Below are 17,975 nucleotides of genomic sequence, written 5' to 3'. Positions count from 1 at the left end.
ACAAGATCAAAATGATCTTGACTTGTTTTTAGCCAGTTGATAGCATAATAGTGTGATAATTTTGTCACGTATTGCAAGGAAAATGATATGGCAACAAATAAACCATATGGTGATGGTCACCGAATAGGGGCCGTGAAGGGGCGGAGTCAATTCCAGCACCCATCAGGGCATTGGATAAAAAGAAACACTGATACCGGAAAAATTATGGATGTTAAAACATCTAACTCTAACCCATTTAAAGGGGTTAGAAAAGAAAAGTAATTTTTTGATATATTAAGAAAATAGTATAAAGGTAATTATAATTAATGGCTAAATTGCCGTTTAGCCATTTTTATATACGCTAATAAATATAATGTAGTTAACTAAAATTATCTCGCTACTTTACTACAATATAAACCTTAATACTATTTTTAATTAATAAAAGATATAAAAATAACATTTTGCAAGGGAATTTTATGAAAAAAAAAGAAAATAAAGAAAGATTTCGTATTTTAGCATTGTCTGGCGGAGGATATCGTGGGCTTTATACCGCTAAGGTACTTGCGGATATTGAGGAATATTTAAACGATCAATCTGATAGTAAAGATCGCTATATTTATATTGGAGAATATTTTGATTTAGTTACAGGTACTTCGATTGGAGGGATATTAGCCTTAGCAGTTGCATATCGTATAAAAATGAAAGATGTAGTAAAACTTTTTAAGGAAAAAGGAGCAACTATTTTTTGTAAACAAAAAAGGAGTTTTTGGAAGATAGTAAAGGCTAAATATACTCAAGATGGTTTGACAAAGGTCCTGAAGGAATGGTTCGGGGATAATACAATTGTTGATTTGAAAAATAATGTTGTTATACCTGCAATAGATTATAGTCAGGGTAGACCAGTTACTTTCAAAACACCTCATCATCCTAACTTTGTTCGAGATTGGAAATTAAAAATCAAAGATGTAGCATTGTGTACATCTGCCGCTCCAACTTTTTTTAAAAGGCATTCTATTGATAAAAATGAGTATGTTGATGGTGGTTTATTTGCTAATAACCCAGCACTTATTGGGTTACATGAAGCTGAATTCTTTTTTAAAAAGAAGATAGAAGATATATATATGCTGTCAATCGGTACATTGTCTGATCAAAAAAACATGAATCCATCTACGAATAAACTTGGGGGATTCTCTGATTGGGGGGAAGGTAACATTCTTAATGCAGCTAAGAATATTATTGATTTAACATTCAGTGCTCAGCAACAGTTTATGTTGCAATTAGTTACACACAGAATGTCGGATTATCCAGATCATTTTTTCCAAATAGATGAAAAACTAGTAAATGCATCTGCGAATTATGTTGCATTGGATGCAACAGATACTCATGCTCAACAAGTATTAGAATCAAATGGAATGCAATCAGCGAAAAAAGCCCTAGGTATTGAAGAGATTAGAGTTTTTTTTGATTTACCTGCAACTTCTCCAATTAGATTCAATCGTTAAAATAATGTTAATTAAGGATGAGGAAAATATGTCAAATAATTTACACAATGTATTTCGTTCAAGACCCAGTGGATTTGTTAATAAAATAAAACCAACTGAAGTTCAAAGAAACTACTTAAATGAATGTAGAGTAAAAGTTAGACGAAAAATTAAGCAAGGATTAAGTTCGTTTATTTCTGAATATACTGATTTTTTAGTATCTCCAAAATTTCGAATTCAAGGATCTTGGGCTTATGGAACTTGTAATCAACCCGCAAATCCACAACAAGAAATGGATATTGATTATGGTGTTTATTTACCTTCTAGTTTATTTAATAATGAGAGATCTGACTCACTTGCTAAAAAATATTTTAAAGCAGTTGAGGTTTTATTGATAGATTTAGCAAAAGAAGAACGATGGCAAATCGATTCGTCTAAAGAGACGTGTGTAAGATTAAAATTACAACATCAATCTCATATGGATATTCCTTTGTATATAGTTCCTGATGATATGTTTAACGATCTAGAAGAAAAGAATCAAATGATTTCGGAAGCGAGTTTAGCTGCGGATCAAAAAATGAGTATAAATAGCGTTTATTATTGTGGTTTAGAAAGTTTTTCATATGAAGATAGACTAATAAAATTAGACAAGATAACAAAAATTCATATGGCTATAAGATCCGGAGGATGGAAAGAAAGTGATTGTGAAATTATTCGTAAATGGTATTCAGATTTTCTTTCTAAACAAGAGGATAAAGGACGGCAATTGAGATATATTGCACGTTATTTAAAAGCTTGGAGAGACTATATATTTCTTGAGGGTGGTCCTAGCTCTATTTTATTAATGGTTATAGCTAATCGATATTATTCTTACAAAGAAAACCGAGATGATATAGCTTTATTAAATGTTATAAAATTCCTACCTCAAGCATTAAAAAATGCAGTAATAGAACCATCGATACCAGAACATGAAAATGAAGATTTTAATAGAATTCCGTTAGACAAAAGAGCCGAATGTGCAGAAAAAGCTCAAAACTTATATAATCACTTAAAAACATCTATTAGTGTTAGTGATCCAAATAATGCAATTAGTTTTTTAAGATTCTCTTTTGGTAATAGAATTCCAACTGATATATCGTTAATTACAATAGATTCAGGAACAGATAGTTATTTTTCAGAATCACCGAAAAGAGTGGATAAACCTAATATTCTTCTTCCTGTAACGGGAGGTTAATTTGTATTACGAATGGATGAACCTAAAATTAGACTATTTTATTCGAATTGATCGCTCGGTCATGGATATTATTAATAATTATAGACAATCTGTATCTAATAATCTTCCAGAAGGCTGTGGAATAATTATTGGTGAAGTCAGAAATAAATCTTTGTGGGTAAAGGATATATCTGTACCTTGTGCTAGTGATATAAGGTCTCGTTATCAATTTTTAAGAACAGTAGATGGACATCAATTGTTCTTAAATAATTTGCATAATATATCTGGAGGTTATCTACGTTATATCGGCGAGTGGCACACTCATCCTGAGTTATACCCAAAGCCATCTAACGCTGATTATCTTGGATGGTCAGTATTAGTTGCAAACACTGAATTCAGTAGTAGCCATAAATTATTTTGGATTGCATCATCTAAAGATTATGAAGATGATTGGTTACAATTAATCTTTGGTGGCCAATATTATTCGTTATCTAGGGTAAAGTAAATATGACTACAAATATTACAGATATCTATATTTTGCTTGATGAGATTGGTTATAAGCTATTTACCAATGATCAAATTAATTTAGAAGATAAGATCTGGCAAAAAAAAATAAACCTATGTGGTATCAGTATTCAATTATTTTTAGAATTTAAAAATTGGAATTACCTAACACTACCATCAATATATATTCCTATGAAGGATTTTAAGAAATTAAGTGATAAAATTCAGCATATTAAATTTCCTTTGCCACATTTTAGTTTAGAAGGAAAAAAAGAATGGAATAATGAGGATTTCATGTGTGGATTTTGCTATGCACTACATGACAGAATTGAATTACCTCGACATCAATTTTATACGATGATTAAGTATATTGAAGATCAATGCCTAAAAGTACTTAATATACTTATAAATAACAAATCATTTAGAAAAGAGGTAAGTAAAGAGTTTTATAATATATGGAGATCTATTGCCTCATATAGTGCTTCATCCTATCAATATGCTTTAAAAACGGAAGATAATTTTTCTAATTTATTCATTGCTACTAAAGTCCCTGATGATATTACCCAAACGTATAACACTAATTTTTTCTTATTATCAAAGAACAATGAATCTTATAAACATCGCGTATTTAAAACAAAAGTTATTTTTATAAAAATTACGGATGGAAGAAAAATTCCTCTATTATATAACTTTTTTTCAGATTTATTCTTTGTTTCCTTATCCAATGTACTCTCTTTCCTTAAGGAATGGTCAATTCAAGGATATAACCTATTTTTGGATGTCTTAAAAAAAAATATAGGTCATAATATATTAGACAATGATTTTCTGAGTCTATGCTTTACTTATAGGGATCATACATATGCAATTAGTTTTGCCTGGAAAAATAAATATTTTAATAAAATAGTAAATAATAATTTAATGCATAAATCATTAAATATTTCAGTATTATGCAGCGTAGTAGATTCTTTAGATATGAATTCAGTCATAAATAGAAATATAAAAAATATTCAATCCAAAACCCTAAAAAATAAGAGAATAATGCAAGTCGGTGTTGGTGCTATTGGGGGATATCTTGCCGATGGAATAGTAAAAATTGGTGCAGGGATCTCTGAAAAGATAAATCGCGACCATAAATTATTACTTGTTGATAAAGATACTTTAAGCCCTGATAATTTAGGCCGCCACATATTAGGATATCGCTTTTTATCTTTTCCGAAAACTGTGGCAATGAAAGAATATATAGAAGAGCAATATGGTAAAAATTTTCCAAATATTATTTCAATCAATTCTAGTATTGATTTACTAACAGATAATGAAATTAATAAACATAATAATTTGAATTTAATTATTGATGCAACAGGATCATTAGAAGTAGCAGAATATATTAATGAACAGGTATTAAAAATACCATTATTTCAGCGTCCTCATGTGTTACATTTGTGGATTTATGGTAATGGTGAATGCGTGCAAGGCTTATGGGTAGATCCAAAAGTTAGAGAGAATTTAGGTGGGTGTATTAATTGCTTACATCTCTCTGGGTTTAATAAAAATGATCCTGATCTTTCTCCTTTAAAAGATATAGATTTTCAAAAAATTGTAGTGGAAGGTCCTTGTGCAGCATATACACCTTATGCTGTTTCTGCTGGAATGAATGCGGCTTCTTTAGGAATAGATATGATTTTAGAGTGGTTGAATACTAGTATTGTAGAGATGAATTATCAAACTAGATATAATTCAGCATATCATGGGAATAAGATTTCAAATATGCAATTAAGAAGGCAGCCTAGATGTCCCCATTGTCATGAAAAATTAGCTTTAAGCAAATATGAAAATTAAGAGCTCTGCTGATATTTTATTTTGTTAATGTAAAATGTCTGAGGAGTAATTTTTTATACACTACTTGTGTTAATTGGCATTCTAATTTCCTATAGCCAGCATCAATTGTATCTAGCTTTTTCATCAATTTTTTTGATGAAATTCCTTCTTCTTTAGCAAATTTAGATAAAATAATATAATTTTTTATTGAATATGTTGATATTATCTTTAGTGATCCAACGAGTATTATTTCCTTCAATTATGGTATATGGCATAAGTTCATAATTAACCAGATCATAAGCAAACTGTTGACTAATTCTTAGATGCTTGGCCATTTGTGGAATTGTCATATAAGTATGTTGTCTAGTTTTTTAATTGATCCAGCTAATAAGCTCTTTTGTTGGAATATGAATATTTCTTAGTGTCGACTTATCGATTTCTAGTATAAATAAATGTAATTTTTGATTTATCACTGCATTAATAATTTCGTTATATGCGGTTTATCCCTGTGTATACAGGGAACACTGACGATCAGCGTACCAGTTGTTTCCATTCTCCGGTTTATCCCTGTGTATACAGGGAACACAACACCAGCCATTATTTGCCACTTATAACGTACGGTTTATCCCTGTGTATACAGGGAACACGGGTTATCAAGAATTAACTGAAGAGCTAATCGCGGTTTATCCCTGTGTATACAGGGAACACTTTTTTGTTTTTAATGTGCTCATATCAACAGCCGGTTTATCCCTGTGTATACAGGGAACACTCCTTTTTATCCAACAAACCCGCATCAATCCTCGGTTTATCCCTGTGTATACAGGGAACACTTTACTGATTTGACGACCTAACCATCTAAATGCGGTTTATCCCTGTGTATACAGGGAACACTATCAAACACACCTACGTAAATTTTGATGTCGCGGTTTATCCCTGTGTATACAGGGAACACACCTACATAGTAACTCATCGCAGCACTGTATACGGTTTATCCCTGTGTATACAGGGAACACAGGGAATAGCTCCTCCTCCGTTAGCCCAGTCGCGGTTTATCCCTGTGTATACAGGGAACACTGTTTATACAGAGCCGCTAATCTGCGACAACTCGGTTTATCCCTGTGTATACAGGGAACACGAACTCAGCGAGTACCCCGTTGGCTCATATGCGGGTTTATCCCTGTGTATACAGGGAACACTAATGCACCGGTTTGCTAAACCGCAGGGGGTTCGGTTTATCCCTGTGTATACAGGGAACACTTTTAGTGAGTTTTGATAAATTAATTTTTTTGCGGTTTATCCCTGTGTATACAGGGAACACAGCACTTAAATATGGATTTTTTTCCTCTTTTTCGGTTTATCCCTGTGTATACAGGGAACACTATAATCTATTAACTGGTTTGTTATTGGACGGCAGGTTTATCCCTGTGTATACAGGGAACACTGTACTCGGTTTAATCTGAGTTAATTTAAAATCGGTTTATCCCTGTGTATACAGGGAACACTTTGGTCGAGTGATTCTAAAATCCCAGAAAATCGGTTTATCCCTGTGTATACAGGGAACACTCTAATTATAACCTATTGTTTATTAAATAAAATAGGAGCATGTAAAATTCTACCGGCTTTTTGTTGTTTTTTTAGGCACTTTGTTTCAAGACGCATTTTAAATGTAATTTAATATTTATCAAATAGTTACGTATATTCAAAACGATTTTTTAATGGCACACACTTTTATAATTTTTCAGTGCACCGACCAATTTTGTTGACTACATCAAATCTTATTTTTTGGTGTTTGATTTTGACGAACTATTCAATATTGATCTTGCAATTGCGTCTTTGCTTTATTCAGCATGATCTCGCATGTAATAACTATTAACTAAATTGGTAGAAGTTATAATAAAAAAATAGTCTGGAATTTTACCTATAAATAAACTTTTGGATCTTTCAAAAACGGTTATCCTTTAATATATACAAAGAACACGTTTTGATGTATGTAAGTGTGATATATTAAATGAAAACAAATAATAGCTAAAGTTTAAAAAATATACCGTTTGATTATTTTCCGTTCTCGTTAACCAATTGATAATAAAGATAATTTTAATGAGGGTATTAAAAAGAGACTTTTTCATTGCTTATTTATTTTTATCAAATCCTATGGGGATACTAGGATCTGTTAAATCTAGTTGAATATCTAAAAAATCAAGGGAATGTATTTTTGTATAATAAAAACCTCTTTCAAGTTCTGCCCACATTTCTTTTGATTTATATCTAAGTTCTGGAAATAATACTCCTCTATAAGTATGAACCCAAATAAGAATCCCACTTGCAAAAACAGTATTGTTTTCTTTCTGTAATTTTATCGCTTTATCTTCGAGAAGGATTAATAAATTTGGATAAGCGCTTAATGTTATAATTGGATCTAACAAATTAATACCATCTTTTAACATTTTATTTTTTAAATCAAAAGTTAATGCTAATACAGAACCAATTTCTTTACTATCCATACCCTTAATTATTAATATAAATCTTTCTATTTCTTTTGTGGCAATTTTTAATTTCTTATTATATGACTTAGGTATAACCAAATTAGATTTTAAATTCACTATAATAGAAAAAAGTTTATTAAAGAAAACTTTTATATAATTATAAAAGAAAACTTTTACATAATTATAAAAGAAAGCTTTTGCATAATAATAAAAGAAAACAATAGTAATAAAAAATAAAAAAAGTAACTTTAAATTATCGTTCATGATTTAACCTATAATTCTGCATGCCTCCGTTCAAACAACTCGATAAATGATCGGTTTATCACTATGTGTATCGGTAACAATTACTCACTCTTAAGATATGTGCCAATAAATCGAGGTCTTTTGGCTTGTTGGTTCCGTTTTCCCATTTAGAAACAGCTGCCCTTGACATGTTACCCATTTTTTTTCCGATCTCTGCCTGGCTCAATCCCCGTTTACATCTAGCTATTTTTATTCGTTCTCCAAGCATTTTTACTCCGATATGCTATTTATCGTTAACACAGATATAAACGGTTTATCTAAATATATTAGCAATAAATTATGTATTGGTTTCATCATTAATGAGACGATTAACCCTTTATACAGGGAACACATTCACTACAACATATTTAATCAAACTAAGGTTTAGGGTGAAAATCATCTATCTGATCTCGCCATTCATTGTAATCCCAAGTTACAATTTTAGTTTTCAGCGTTTCCAAATAATCGAATGCCACTTGTTTTTCGGCTGGGGTAAGCTGTTGCTCTAAACGATTTTGGATTTCTTTGTTATATTCCCAAACCGGTGGTAGTTGATAAGCATGCCATGCTAAATTGTTGCCTATCTCGATAATTTTTTGTTTTGCATAATCACTTAACCGTGACCAGGCATAGGCTTTAACCGGATCTTGCTCCCGTCCTAAACCATATAAATAGGCTTCAGTCATGCGCAATATGCCTATAATTGAGCTATGCTCTGCCATTAGCTGGGCATAATCTATCGCCTGTTTTAAATCGTCTGATTTTAATGCTCTGCGGTATTCGGTTAATTTATTCAGTTGTTTATATTTCTGATCTTTATAATGACGACCTTGTTGAAATAACATACGGGCTATTAAATCTTCGTAGCAATGATAGCCTCCTTCAATGGCATAGTTTAAATATTCAATACTTTTTTCTAATTGTTCATCGGTACTTGGTCGCATGATTCCTTGTTCATCAAACCAGTGAGGTGCGTAACTAAAAGACTTTTTATATGCAAAATACGGGTATTTTAAATCAGCAAACTTATCCCATAAGTACCATTGTATTTTAGAACTTTTAAACACCTCTGGTTCTACTAACGGGTTACCAGCACTATCCACTAACTTATCCCGATACTTGCGCATAAATTCTGTAAATGAGATCATCCCTTCTTCTTTGTTATCTTCATCAAAGTGTTTCTGCCAAGTAAGGAGAGAGTAATAATATGGCATGGCATTTTTATCCCATTGCCAGGCATGTTTAAGAAATTTTATCAATTGGTCAGGATTAACCACACCATAAAATACGCCATCGTCAAATGCTGATTGATACAGCTTTTTAGCTTCGTCTATACGTAATAATTGATTTTCAGGAATGGTTGAAGAGTAAATTGTAAAGTCCATAGGTAAGTTTTCGGATTCAACAAAACCAACATTGACTTGGCTATCGAGTGATTGATTAAAATATAATTGATAAAGGCTAATAACCATTATCACACTCATTGCTAGCATGACTATTTTGAACCTTGAACGTTTCAATTTTCTATTCTTCATACGCTATTCTCTGCACTAAAATTCACGCTATCCAGATTAATCATTATTATTCAACCTTAAATTTTACTGACTACAATATAGTCAAATAAATTACGGTTTAGGATGAAAATCATCTATTTGATCGCGCCATTTATTATAATTCCAAGTGACCACTTTGGTTTTCAGCGTTTCCAAATAATCTAATGCCGCTTGTTTTTCGGCTGGGGTAAGCTGTTGTTCTAAACGATTTTGGATTTCTTTGTTATATTCCCAAACTGGTGGTAGTTGATAAGCATGCCATGCTGAATTCTTGCCTATCTCGATAATTTTTTGTTTTGCATAATCACTTAACCGTGACCAGGCATAGGCTTTAACCGGATCTTGCTCCCGTCCTAAACCATATAAATAGGCTTCAGTCATGCGCAATATGCCTATAATTGAGCTATGCTCGGCCATTAGCTGCGCATAATCTATCGCCTGTTTTAAATCGTCTGATTTTAATGCTCTGCGGTATTCGGTTAATTTATTCAGTTGTTTATATTTCTGATCTTTATAGTGTTCTCCTTGCTGAAATAACATACGGGCTATTAAATTTTCGTAGCAATGATAGCCTCCTTCAATGGCATAGTTTAAATATTCAATACTTTTTTCTAATTGTTCATCGGTACTTGGTCGCATCATTCCTTGTTCATCAAACCAACGAGGCGCGTAATTAAAAGACTTGTTATATGCAAAATACGGGTATTTTAAATCAGCAAACTTATCCCATAAGTACCATTGTATTTTAGAACTTTTAAACACCTCTGGTTCAACTAACGGGTTACCAGCACTATCCACTAACTTATCCCGATATTTGCGCATAAATTCTGTAAATGAGATCATCCCTTCTTCTTTGTTATCTTCATCAAAATGTTTCTGCCAAGTAAGGAGAGAGTAATAATATGGCATGGCATTTTTATCCCATTGCCAGGCATGTTTTAGAAATTTTATCAATTGGTCAGGATTAACCACACCATAAAATACGCCATCGTCAAATGCTGATTCATACAGCTTTTTAGCTTCGTGGATCCGTAATAATTGATTTTCAGGAATGGTTGAAGAGTAAATTGTAAAGTCCATAGGTACATTTTCCCGTTGATTATGTTCACTGTTTAGATTTTGCATATTGTTTTTATAAAAACAAATCGAACCAATAACAAAACAAATTCCAATTACAAATGCTATAACATTTTTCGGTATCAATTTTGTTATTCTATTTAAATCATTCATTAATTATACTCCAAATCATTTTGATTAAAGACGTCCACTTCGACAATACGATCTTCTAATTCGCCATGATTAAATACTCGGCATGGAAGAATTTGACTATTATTTCCAAGCTTCTCTATTTCTTCATAAATTGGATATAACCTTGGTAGATCTAAATTATTTTCTTTGACAAAATTTTCATATTTTTCCTTTAAATCTTTTATTCTATGTCCGCTCCAAATTCCTAGATCAGCATACCCCCATAAAACTGACGGTTTATGTCTGAAATTATCAACCCAATTTTTTAAAGAATTAGATTTATATTTTATTTGCTCATTAATTGAATTATAAACTTCTTTTTTTGAAATTTCTGTATAGCTACCATCGAACTGATCTACGTCATAACAAATATCACTGCCACAATAAGAAGGCAGTTCAACCCTTGTAAAACTCGCATAAGTCACTTGTCCTAAACAACGAGTTTCTTGTAATTCTGAAATGGTTTTCGCTAAACAAATTTGATTTTTTATTTTTTCTTTATTTTTCGTATCTTCATAAGCGGCACCCCGACAGGAGTGTAAAACAAAAATGCCCTCATTTGGGTGCCAGGGTAAACGCTCCATGTTATCATTTTCGTCAAAGTAAATTTTATTGTCTTCCCTAAAAGTCAAATATTCTTCGCCACCATGACCAAAATAATGAACTTGCCATAATGCGTATTTATTTGCTGTTTCAGGGTTGGTAAGTTCGTTATATAACTTTGTCCATTCCGCTTTAAATTGTGGTGGATGTTCGAAACCTTTTATAATTCTAACTTCAGCATCGGGGTATTTAAACTTTAATCGTTCTTTTTTAAATTCGGCAGCTTTTAAAAAGTCCGGAGCTCCCCCACCACCATAAGAAAATAATACAAATAAAGGCGTTGGTACATTTTTTAGCACGACTTCTTGAACAGCAATATTTCCACCTTCAGGTTTTGTTGTTTGGGCGGTAAATACAGCCCCACTTTCTGATTTTCCCTTGTCATTAGCCATAATTAACTACCTGCTTATTATTTCTATGGTTATTGTTTCGTTTTCATTTATAGTATGAAATGCTTTTGTATATCCTTTTTCATCTGTTTTACCTTGCACTTTTCTACCGTCAGGCAGCGTGGCAATGTAAGGCTCGTTGGCATAGATTTTTCCGGTTTCATCTTTGCAAATAAATTTCACGGCATAATCACCTATCATATCGGGCAACGCTAACAAGGCGCTATTTATCGTTGTTGCCCCCATTTTTTGTAGGACATTACACTTCATGTACACATTATTCGGTGTGCCCAGAACAATGCCTTTTTCGCTAATTTCAATATACGAACCGCCACACATTAAGGTGATTTTTTTGCTGGCGGTTAATGTCATTTTGCCGTCTACACTGTCAATGTTGACATTTTGTTTCGCTGCCATATTGAGGTTGGCATTTTGGGCTTGTATGTCAATATCCCCTTGATTGGCAAAGACCTTCATCCCCGATTTGTGAGCAAATAACCCTATCGCATCGCCCGATGTTAGTGTGATGTTTTTTAATGCCGTGATGTCAGTCTGGTTTTCAGCGGTGACACTCACGCTGTTACCGGTTGATAGCTGGATGTTTTCAGGACTGGTTAACGCAATACCTTGCTGAGCGTAAGCTAATATGCCACTTTGCGCCAGCTCAGTTAAGTTTGCCTTGAGCTGGTCTTGGCTGTCGGTGTCAGCGCCGTGGGCTTCGGCTTGGTTGGCGGCATTTTGTAGTGATTTGGCAATCGATAAGGCGTTTTCTATCTGGCTAATTGCGCCTTGCATATCCAGTTGTTTGCCCTGCGCTTTCGGCTCGGTCTGGCTGGTCAGGTATAAGCCTTTTTCAGCCGCTATCGCCCCCCATTCATCAGTGCGCAGTTCAAACCCTTCACCCCGTAATTCTTTTTTTTGGTTGACTAAGTGACCCAGATTAAGTTGCGTTTTGCCGTATTCGGTCGCCAGCTTGATATGCTCTTGTCCCCGTTTGTCATCCATGCGCAATTTGTTATTGGTAGGGGTACGAATCACGTTACGGTGTTTGTTTATGGTGGTGACATGGTCGGGGTGGGCACTGTCGTGCATGGCATGGGCGATATACGGGCGGTCAGGATTACCGTCCATAAAGGCCATGGCGACTTCCGTGCCGTCAATTAACGGAAAATGAAAGCCATAAGTGCCTCCGGCATACGGTTTTGCCAGTCTTACCCATAAACTTTCATTGCCTGCTTTCCACGCTTTCAGGTCATAGTTAAATTTCACCCGATACCGACCCTGGGTATCAATATAGCCGTAGGTGTCATTGTCGGGACTGGTCACCCGTGCCGGTAAAGTCCCCCCGATTTGTGGCCAGGCTATCGGTTTGGGGCGGTATGGTTTTAATACCTGATACGGGATAGCGGTAAAATGTAACTCGTAAGCATCCGTGCGGTTGCCTTGCCCTTCCACACTTAATATTATCACCCCGTCAGCAATATCAACTAACGGACTGCCTTTAATCTGTATACGTTGCCCCGGTGTCAGGTGATAGCGGTTGCTTTTGCCACTAATCACGATTTTTTCACTGATTGCCTGTTCGTGCCGTATTCGGGCATACCATTGTCCGCTTTCGGTGATAGTATTCGGGTCGTTTGAGTCTTCGTTATCGTTATCTGCCTCACCGTTCAGCTTATCTTCTTGTCCGTTACTTCTCAGCCCTTTGTAGTGTTCGCCATAACGGTAATCCGTGCCATAGGTGGTGCTGTCTTTTGGCTGGCTGTTCACGTCACCGTGTAAATTCGCTTTCGCATCGCGGTAGTTGTAATCCTGCACTTTAACCGATGACTCCACCACCCGACTGCGTAACCGGATATCCCAGATACTTTCTGCTCCACCATCCAGCGTCCCGCTCGGTAACCGGTAATCAATATCGCTGACCTGCTCATAACCTTGTTCGTAATCGCTTATCACCATTACATCGCAATTGTGCTCAGCATGCGTTTCAAATCGAAACCAGACACCAATATCTGCCAGCAGACGCTGGATAAAGCTTAAGTCACTTTCCTGCCATTGGGTGATAAATTCACGTTCAGGGTAGCTGCTGTTTAATTCAAGACGGTAATCGATGCCGGTAAAACCATGACTGCGTAGCACTTCTTCAACCACACTAATTACACTTTGGTTTTGGTATATCGCATTATTGCGATTTAAAGCTAATCTGGCTAAACGAGGTGATAACACTATCTGATAATGTGCCTGCTCTTTACTGACCGATAACAAACTAAAACGGGTAATAACGCCATATATTTTGCGTAAGTCACTCTCAACAGGCAGGTCACTTAGGGAACGAATCGCTGTTGCCAGCACATTTTTAACCGCAGGATTAAAGGAAAATGATGCTTTTTGATTGAGTATATCATCGGGCGATAAGGTTTTATCCGGGCTGGTAAAGTCAATGGTGTAATGCCATGGCTGGTTGAGCTGTTCATCACCTTGTACGTGTAAAACAGAAATTGGCGAAATCAAATTATCAACCGTTAAGGTGTAGCGATTGTGGCTTACCTCGCCCGTTAATTCATTCAGTAAACTTTCACCGACTTGATTGATAAGGGTGGTTAATTTGTTCGCCATGGGTTACTCCTTTGTATTTTCGACATTAAGTACGTGTCGTTTTTTTGGTATATCTTAATTGTGCTTTGCCATCAGGCATAAAGTAGGTGCCGTATTTAACAAGTCCACCTTCTTTGAAATAACAGACTAATTCATAACTGAGAACCATTGAGTCATTATTTTTTTCATCGATATTGATATTAATCGATTCAAGTCGTGGTTCATAAATAAGTAGTGTTTGTTCTATAGCTCTCATTAATACATAAGCTGATGACGGTAATGCTTGAAAGATAGTAGACATGTCCGGTAACCCATAATCAGGCATATGGTTAATAGCCCCTGCCCGACTATTTAAGATACGTTCAATGTTATCCATTACACTTATAATCGTTTGTTCTTTTTCGTCTATATCATCCACTGGGATGCCAGATTCGAAATAGCCATATAAGATGTCATATAATGATGCGCTCATTTACTTTTCTTCCACAAGTTTAATGGTATATTGACTAGCAATAATTTCACGTGGTTCAGTTATATAAAGATCACCCCGCTCCAAGACTAATCGCCAAGTGTTATCTTTTAAATTCGGCTCTTTGAAAAGTGCTATAATTCCAACCGCATCGGCTTTTTTGTCAAATGGGATATCAATTGAAATAGCAGTATCGGGTTTTAATACGACTTCTTTACTTTCAATCAGTGATTCTTGTAAGATTTCACTATCATTATCAACCAGTTCTTGATAGGTGGCTGTATTGAAATTATCGACATCTTTTAATTGATAAATGCGAATTACAACAGGTGATGATCGACTATCATCATCTACATTGAGTTCTGCTCTTGCTTTAAGATCTAAATGTAACGTTCTGACATTCCATTTAAAAACAGAATCTGTGATTTCAACTGCTGTTTCACTTACGCTTTGGGCAATACCACAGCCCGCTAGCGAAATAATTAACAAACTTGCAATTAATGTTTTGATTATTCTCATTTTTAGTCCTTTGTTTGATATGCTCGATAATCAACGCCTGAATAACTTCCCAAATTGACTTTGATTTCGTCTTGAATGGGTTGATTATTTTCGTCAGTTTTATTAAAAGATGCAGTTAATCCTAATCTGCTATTTTTTGATTTTAATTGACTTCTTGGTAGAAAAATTCGTTTAATACACAGCGTTATTTTAGCATCTACTCGATAGCCTAAATAAGTGCGTAATAATGCTAAGATGTCATGGAATAATTGTCCGTCAGGCAATAACTCAGCAATTTGATGTTCGTGTTGTGGCGTTATTGAAATATGAATACTTTGATTGCACTCTTTGAAGCGTGAACCCAATGTTCCACCACCATCTAACCCAATTCGATTAGGTTCCTTTCCACCTAATTTTGCAGGATTATCTATTGATTGCCAAACAGGATAAAATTCACTGACATCAACTTTGGCATCATCAACCATAACTCGAATAAGTCCAACAATCCCTTCTGCTGTTCGTGTTTTTTGTGACATTAGTCCAAGTAATGCAAAAAAACGTGATAATGGCGTGCCAATTTGCTCTCTTATACCTTTGATTCCTAACCCAATTAAACCAAATAAACATTGGGATACGGGGTCTCGTCCTCCTTCTATGTAGCTTGCCGGATAGTGGTACTTTAACCAAATGCGATAAAATTGTGTGATGACTCTGTGATTGAACATGTCAAGAAAGTCAGTCATAACTTGATAGTTTTCATCACGACGAATAATGTTATCAATCAAACCTAGTGGTAATACGGCATCAACACCATATAGACCTAAAAATCGCGTTCTTACCGTTGTTGGACGGTTGATATAAGGTGCTTTCTCAATATATTTTAGTTCACTAGCCGGAAATGACATATCCACCGAAGGCGCAAATCGTAACGGATCAGCCGCAGGCGATTCATGTTTCCCTAATATCGGATCTACTGAATACATTTGCTCAAGTAACTGACAAAAACGATAAAAATTGATTCTTGGCAGTTCTTTTTCAAGCATTTGCATTAAAGGGCTGTTTTCGATGCTTTGCTCTGATTCCATACTATTTTGTTTCCTGTAGGTAGACTGATAATAACCAACTGCGTAAATAAATTGACATCAGCATATAAGGCAAAAAATTGATGTAATAATTCACCAAATAACATGACATCACCCTCACCCGAAAATTGAAAACTATTGATAGTGACCTCAATTTCTATACCCCGTTGTAACATGCCTTTAACGGTTCGCTTAATCATGCGATGAGTGACCTCAACTATGCCTTCAAGGCGTCTTCTATTTAATTCGTTGTCCGTCCAGTCGTATAGCGCTAAAGTTCCTCGTAAGACTTCGGCATTCATTAACGATAAGTAATTTGGTGCAAGATGCGATAATATTCGCCAATAAAAACGATCTTCTGTTGGCGGATAACAAGGCATTGTCGGTGAACAAAGATTGCGTACTTTGGCAATACTACTATTTGAATCAAGAAGACTATGAATGCGTGCATTGCGTAGTGCTTTACGTGGTAGCATTCCATTGGTTCCTGTGACTCTTAATGATAAAGTTTCGGTTTCAAGGATTTCGTTTTTATCCCATATTTTTCCACCTAAGATTAGCCATGTGTCATGTAGCCCCGAAGGCCCTTTTCTCACACGTGTGTGATAATACCGTTCCGGTGCGTCGTGACGTAACATTCCACCACGGTGTTTAAAGCTGGTAAATGGTACATAACGATATCGTCCATCATTGGTGATCGCTTCTACATTTTCAACTGAATAAACTTCTATATGCCCGTCCTGTCTTAACAGTGGTCTTAGTAGGTATTCACTTTCTAGCTGATTAACAACAATGGGATCCGCTTCCATGTCAAACAGGTTGATAACAGGGACACAATGCAAACGAATGTTATCATGCCCAAATGGCATGTCGCTTGGCCATGTTTGATTGAGCGTTAATTCTATATCGATATAAGTACATGCTTCTGATATATTGCTTGTTTTTAAACCATGTAAGTCAACAAACATAAATTTTTCACGAAATGCAAAATATTCCAATAGTAGTTGATATCCTGAAAACGCATTATCTGGTTTGAGCCATAGGCGATCTTCTTCACTGAATCCTACTGGTGTAATTTTTCCATCAAGCGTAACTCGTGTTTCTGGATCATCTGAGTAACGAACATGTATTTGTCCTACTTGCTGAGTCAATGCATGATGTAAAGTTGATGCAATTGGTGCATCAGCATTTAGGTACAGGCGTAAACATGATAAATCTAACTGTTCTTTATCCGCCAATTCGCTAAAACCTATACGGATAGTTATCATGCTTCGTCCATCGTGATTAAGCCCTAAAGTCACTTGATTAACTTTTATTGGCTGTAATGTCACTTCTTGAGTTGTACGAAATGGGCATTTAGTGCCAACTTGTCCAAGTGGCTCGGTTTGTACTTGCAGGCCTTTAGGGATCACTTCTTGACGTGATAGCGTTGTATAATTTGGTGTTAATTCGACAATCGATAATGATGGAATCAAACGTAAATAATGTGGCCAAAGTAAGGTGACTAAGCTTTCTGTTAGTTCAGGTAAATCGTCATCAATTTTTTGGCGTAACCGTCCTGTTAAAAAGGCAAAACCTTCAAATAATCGTTCTACATATGGGTCACGGTCTCCGACACGATCTAAGTTTAAAAAACTTGCCCTATCAGGATGTATTTTAGCAAATTCTTTTCCGGCTTCTCGCAAATATCGCATTTCCGATTCGTAATAGCGTAAAATTAAATCATCCATTGTTAATCTCTTTCATTGTTGTGTTATTTTCACTTGGTTAATTGTTTTTAT

At 35.0% G+C, this 17,975-nt stretch carries 15 protein-coding genes and 1 CRISPR repeat array; of the genes, 5 read left to right on the top strand and 10 right to left on the bottom strand.

What is annotated here, in order from left to right:
- Nucleotides 1-87: 87 nt before the first annotated feature.
- From ACGH46_RS01340 to ACGH46_RS01320, 5 genes are all read left to right on the top strand, one after another.
- Nucleotides 88-261 (top strand): hypothetical protein, encoded by a 174-nt coding sequence (locus ACGH46_RS01340; RefSeq protein WP_411603612.1) that lies wholly within the window; start codon nucleotides 88-90, stop codon nucleotides 259-261.
- Between the two features lie 194 nt (nucleotides 262-455).
- On the top strand, nucleotides 456-1,481 hold the full coding sequence (locus ACGH46_RS01335; RefSeq protein WP_411603609.1) for a CBASS cGAMP-activated phospholipase: 1,026 nt from the start codon (nucleotides 456-458) through the stop codon (nucleotides 1,479-1,481).
- Between the two features lie 28 nt (nucleotides 1,482-1,509).
- On the top strand, nucleotides 1,510-2,694 hold the full coding sequence (locus ACGH46_RS01330; RefSeq protein WP_411603606.1) for a CBASS cGAMP synthase: 1,185 nt from the start codon (nucleotides 1,510-1,512) through the stop codon (nucleotides 2,692-2,694).
- A gap of 1 nt (nucleotide 2,695) precedes the next feature.
- Complete coding sequence (locus ACGH46_RS01325) at nucleotides 2,696-3,178, top strand: Mov34/MPN/PAD-1 family protein (RefSeq protein ID WP_411603604.1); 483 nt, start codon at nucleotides 2,696-2,698, stop codon at nucleotides 3,176-3,178.
- Between the two features lie 2 nt (nucleotides 3,179-3,180).
- On the top strand, nucleotides 3,181-5,013 hold the full coding sequence (locus tag ACGH46_RS01320) for a ThiF family adenylyltransferase (protein ID WP_411603601.1): 1,833 nt from the start codon (nucleotides 3,181-3,183) through the stop codon (nucleotides 5,011-5,013).
- 475 nt (nucleotides 5,014-5,488) lie between these two features.
- Nucleotides 5,489-6,555: a CRISPR direct-repeat array (repeat unit 29 nt; unit sequence CGGTTTATCCCTGTGTATACAGGGAACAC).
- 566 nt (nucleotides 6,556-7,121) lie between these two features.
- On the opposite strand, the gene ACGH46_RS01315 is transcribed toward ACGH46_RS01320, so the two are convergent.
- The 10 genes from ACGH46_RS01315 to tssF form a co-directional block, all read right to left on the bottom strand.
- Nucleotides 7,122-7,739 carry a hypothetical protein gene (locus ACGH46_RS01315; RefSeq protein WP_411603599.1) on the bottom strand — a complete coding sequence of 206 codons (618 nt, stop codon included), beginning with the start codon at nucleotides 7,737-7,739 and terminating at the stop codon, nucleotides 7,122-7,124.
- Between the two features lie 61 nt (nucleotides 7,740-7,800).
- Nucleotides 7,801-7,986: a helix-turn-helix domain-containing protein gene (locus ACGH46_RS01310; protein WP_411603596.1), complete on the bottom strand. Its 186-nt coding sequence runs from the start codon at nucleotides 7,984-7,986 to the stop codon at nucleotides 7,801-7,803.
- Between the two features lie 148 nt (nucleotides 7,987-8,134).
- Nucleotides 8,135-9,250 (bottom strand): hypothetical protein, encoded by a 1,116-nt coding sequence (locus tag ACGH46_RS01305; RefSeq protein WP_411603594.1) that lies wholly within the window; start codon nucleotides 9,248-9,250, stop codon nucleotides 8,135-8,137.
- 132 nt (nucleotides 9,251-9,382) lie between these two features.
- Nucleotides 9,383-10,540 carry a hypothetical protein gene (locus ACGH46_RS01300; protein ID WP_411603591.1) on the bottom strand — a complete coding sequence of 386 codons (1,158 nt, stop codon included), beginning with the start codon at nucleotides 10,538-10,540 and terminating at the stop codon, nucleotides 9,383-9,385.
- The gene (locus ACGH46_RS01295) at nucleotides 10,540-11,553 is read right to left on the bottom strand and encodes a hypothetical protein (protein WP_411603590.1); all 1,014 of its coding nucleotides are present in this window, start codon (nucleotides 11,551-11,553) and stop codon (nucleotides 10,540-10,542) included. Before ACGH46_RS01295 ends, ACGH46_RS01300 begins: the two co-directional genes overlap by 1 nt.
- Nucleotides 11,554-11,559: 6 nt before the next feature.
- Nucleotides 11,560-14,166, bottom strand: coding sequence for a type VI secretion system Vgr family protein (locus ACGH46_RS01290; protein WP_411603587.1), 2,607 nt, complete (start codon nucleotides 14,164-14,166; stop codon nucleotides 11,560-11,562).
- 25 nt (nucleotides 14,167-14,191) lie between these two features.
- Nucleotides 14,192-14,617 (bottom strand): type VI secretion system baseplate subunit TssE, encoded by a 426-nt coding sequence (tssE, locus tag ACGH46_RS01285; protein ID WP_267350477.1) that lies wholly within the window; start codon nucleotides 14,615-14,617, stop codon nucleotides 14,192-14,194.
- Nucleotides 14,618-15,133, bottom strand: coding sequence for a type VI secretion system lipoprotein TssJ (tssJ, locus tag ACGH46_RS01280; RefSeq protein ID WP_267360663.1), 516 nt, complete (start codon nucleotides 15,131-15,133; stop codon nucleotides 14,618-14,620).
- A 2-nt stretch (nucleotides 15,134-15,135) separates the two neighbouring features.
- A complete protein-coding gene (gene tssG / locus ACGH46_RS01275) occupies nucleotides 15,136-16,197 on the bottom strand; it encodes a type VI secretion system baseplate subunit TssG (protein WP_267350481.1) in 1,062 nt (353 codons plus the stop codon).
- Nucleotides 16,161-17,924 (bottom strand): type VI secretion system baseplate subunit TssF, encoded by a 1,764-nt coding sequence (gene tssF / locus ACGH46_RS01270; RefSeq protein ID WP_267350483.1) that lies wholly within the window; start codon nucleotides 17,922-17,924, stop codon nucleotides 16,161-16,163. The genes tssG and tssF overlap by 37 nt, the downstream gene beginning before the upstream one ends.
- Between the last annotated feature and the right edge of the window lie 51 nt (nucleotides 17,925-17,975).

The organism is Gilliamella sp. CG22 (genome assembly GCF_046635725.1).
In the GTDB taxonomy this organism is placed as follows: Bacteria; Pseudomonadota; Gammaproteobacteria; order Enterobacterales; family Orbaceae; genus Gilliamella; species Gilliamella apicola_I.
Note: the sequence above shows the minus strand (reverse complement) of the source record. Positions and strands in the feature narration are given on the sequence as shown.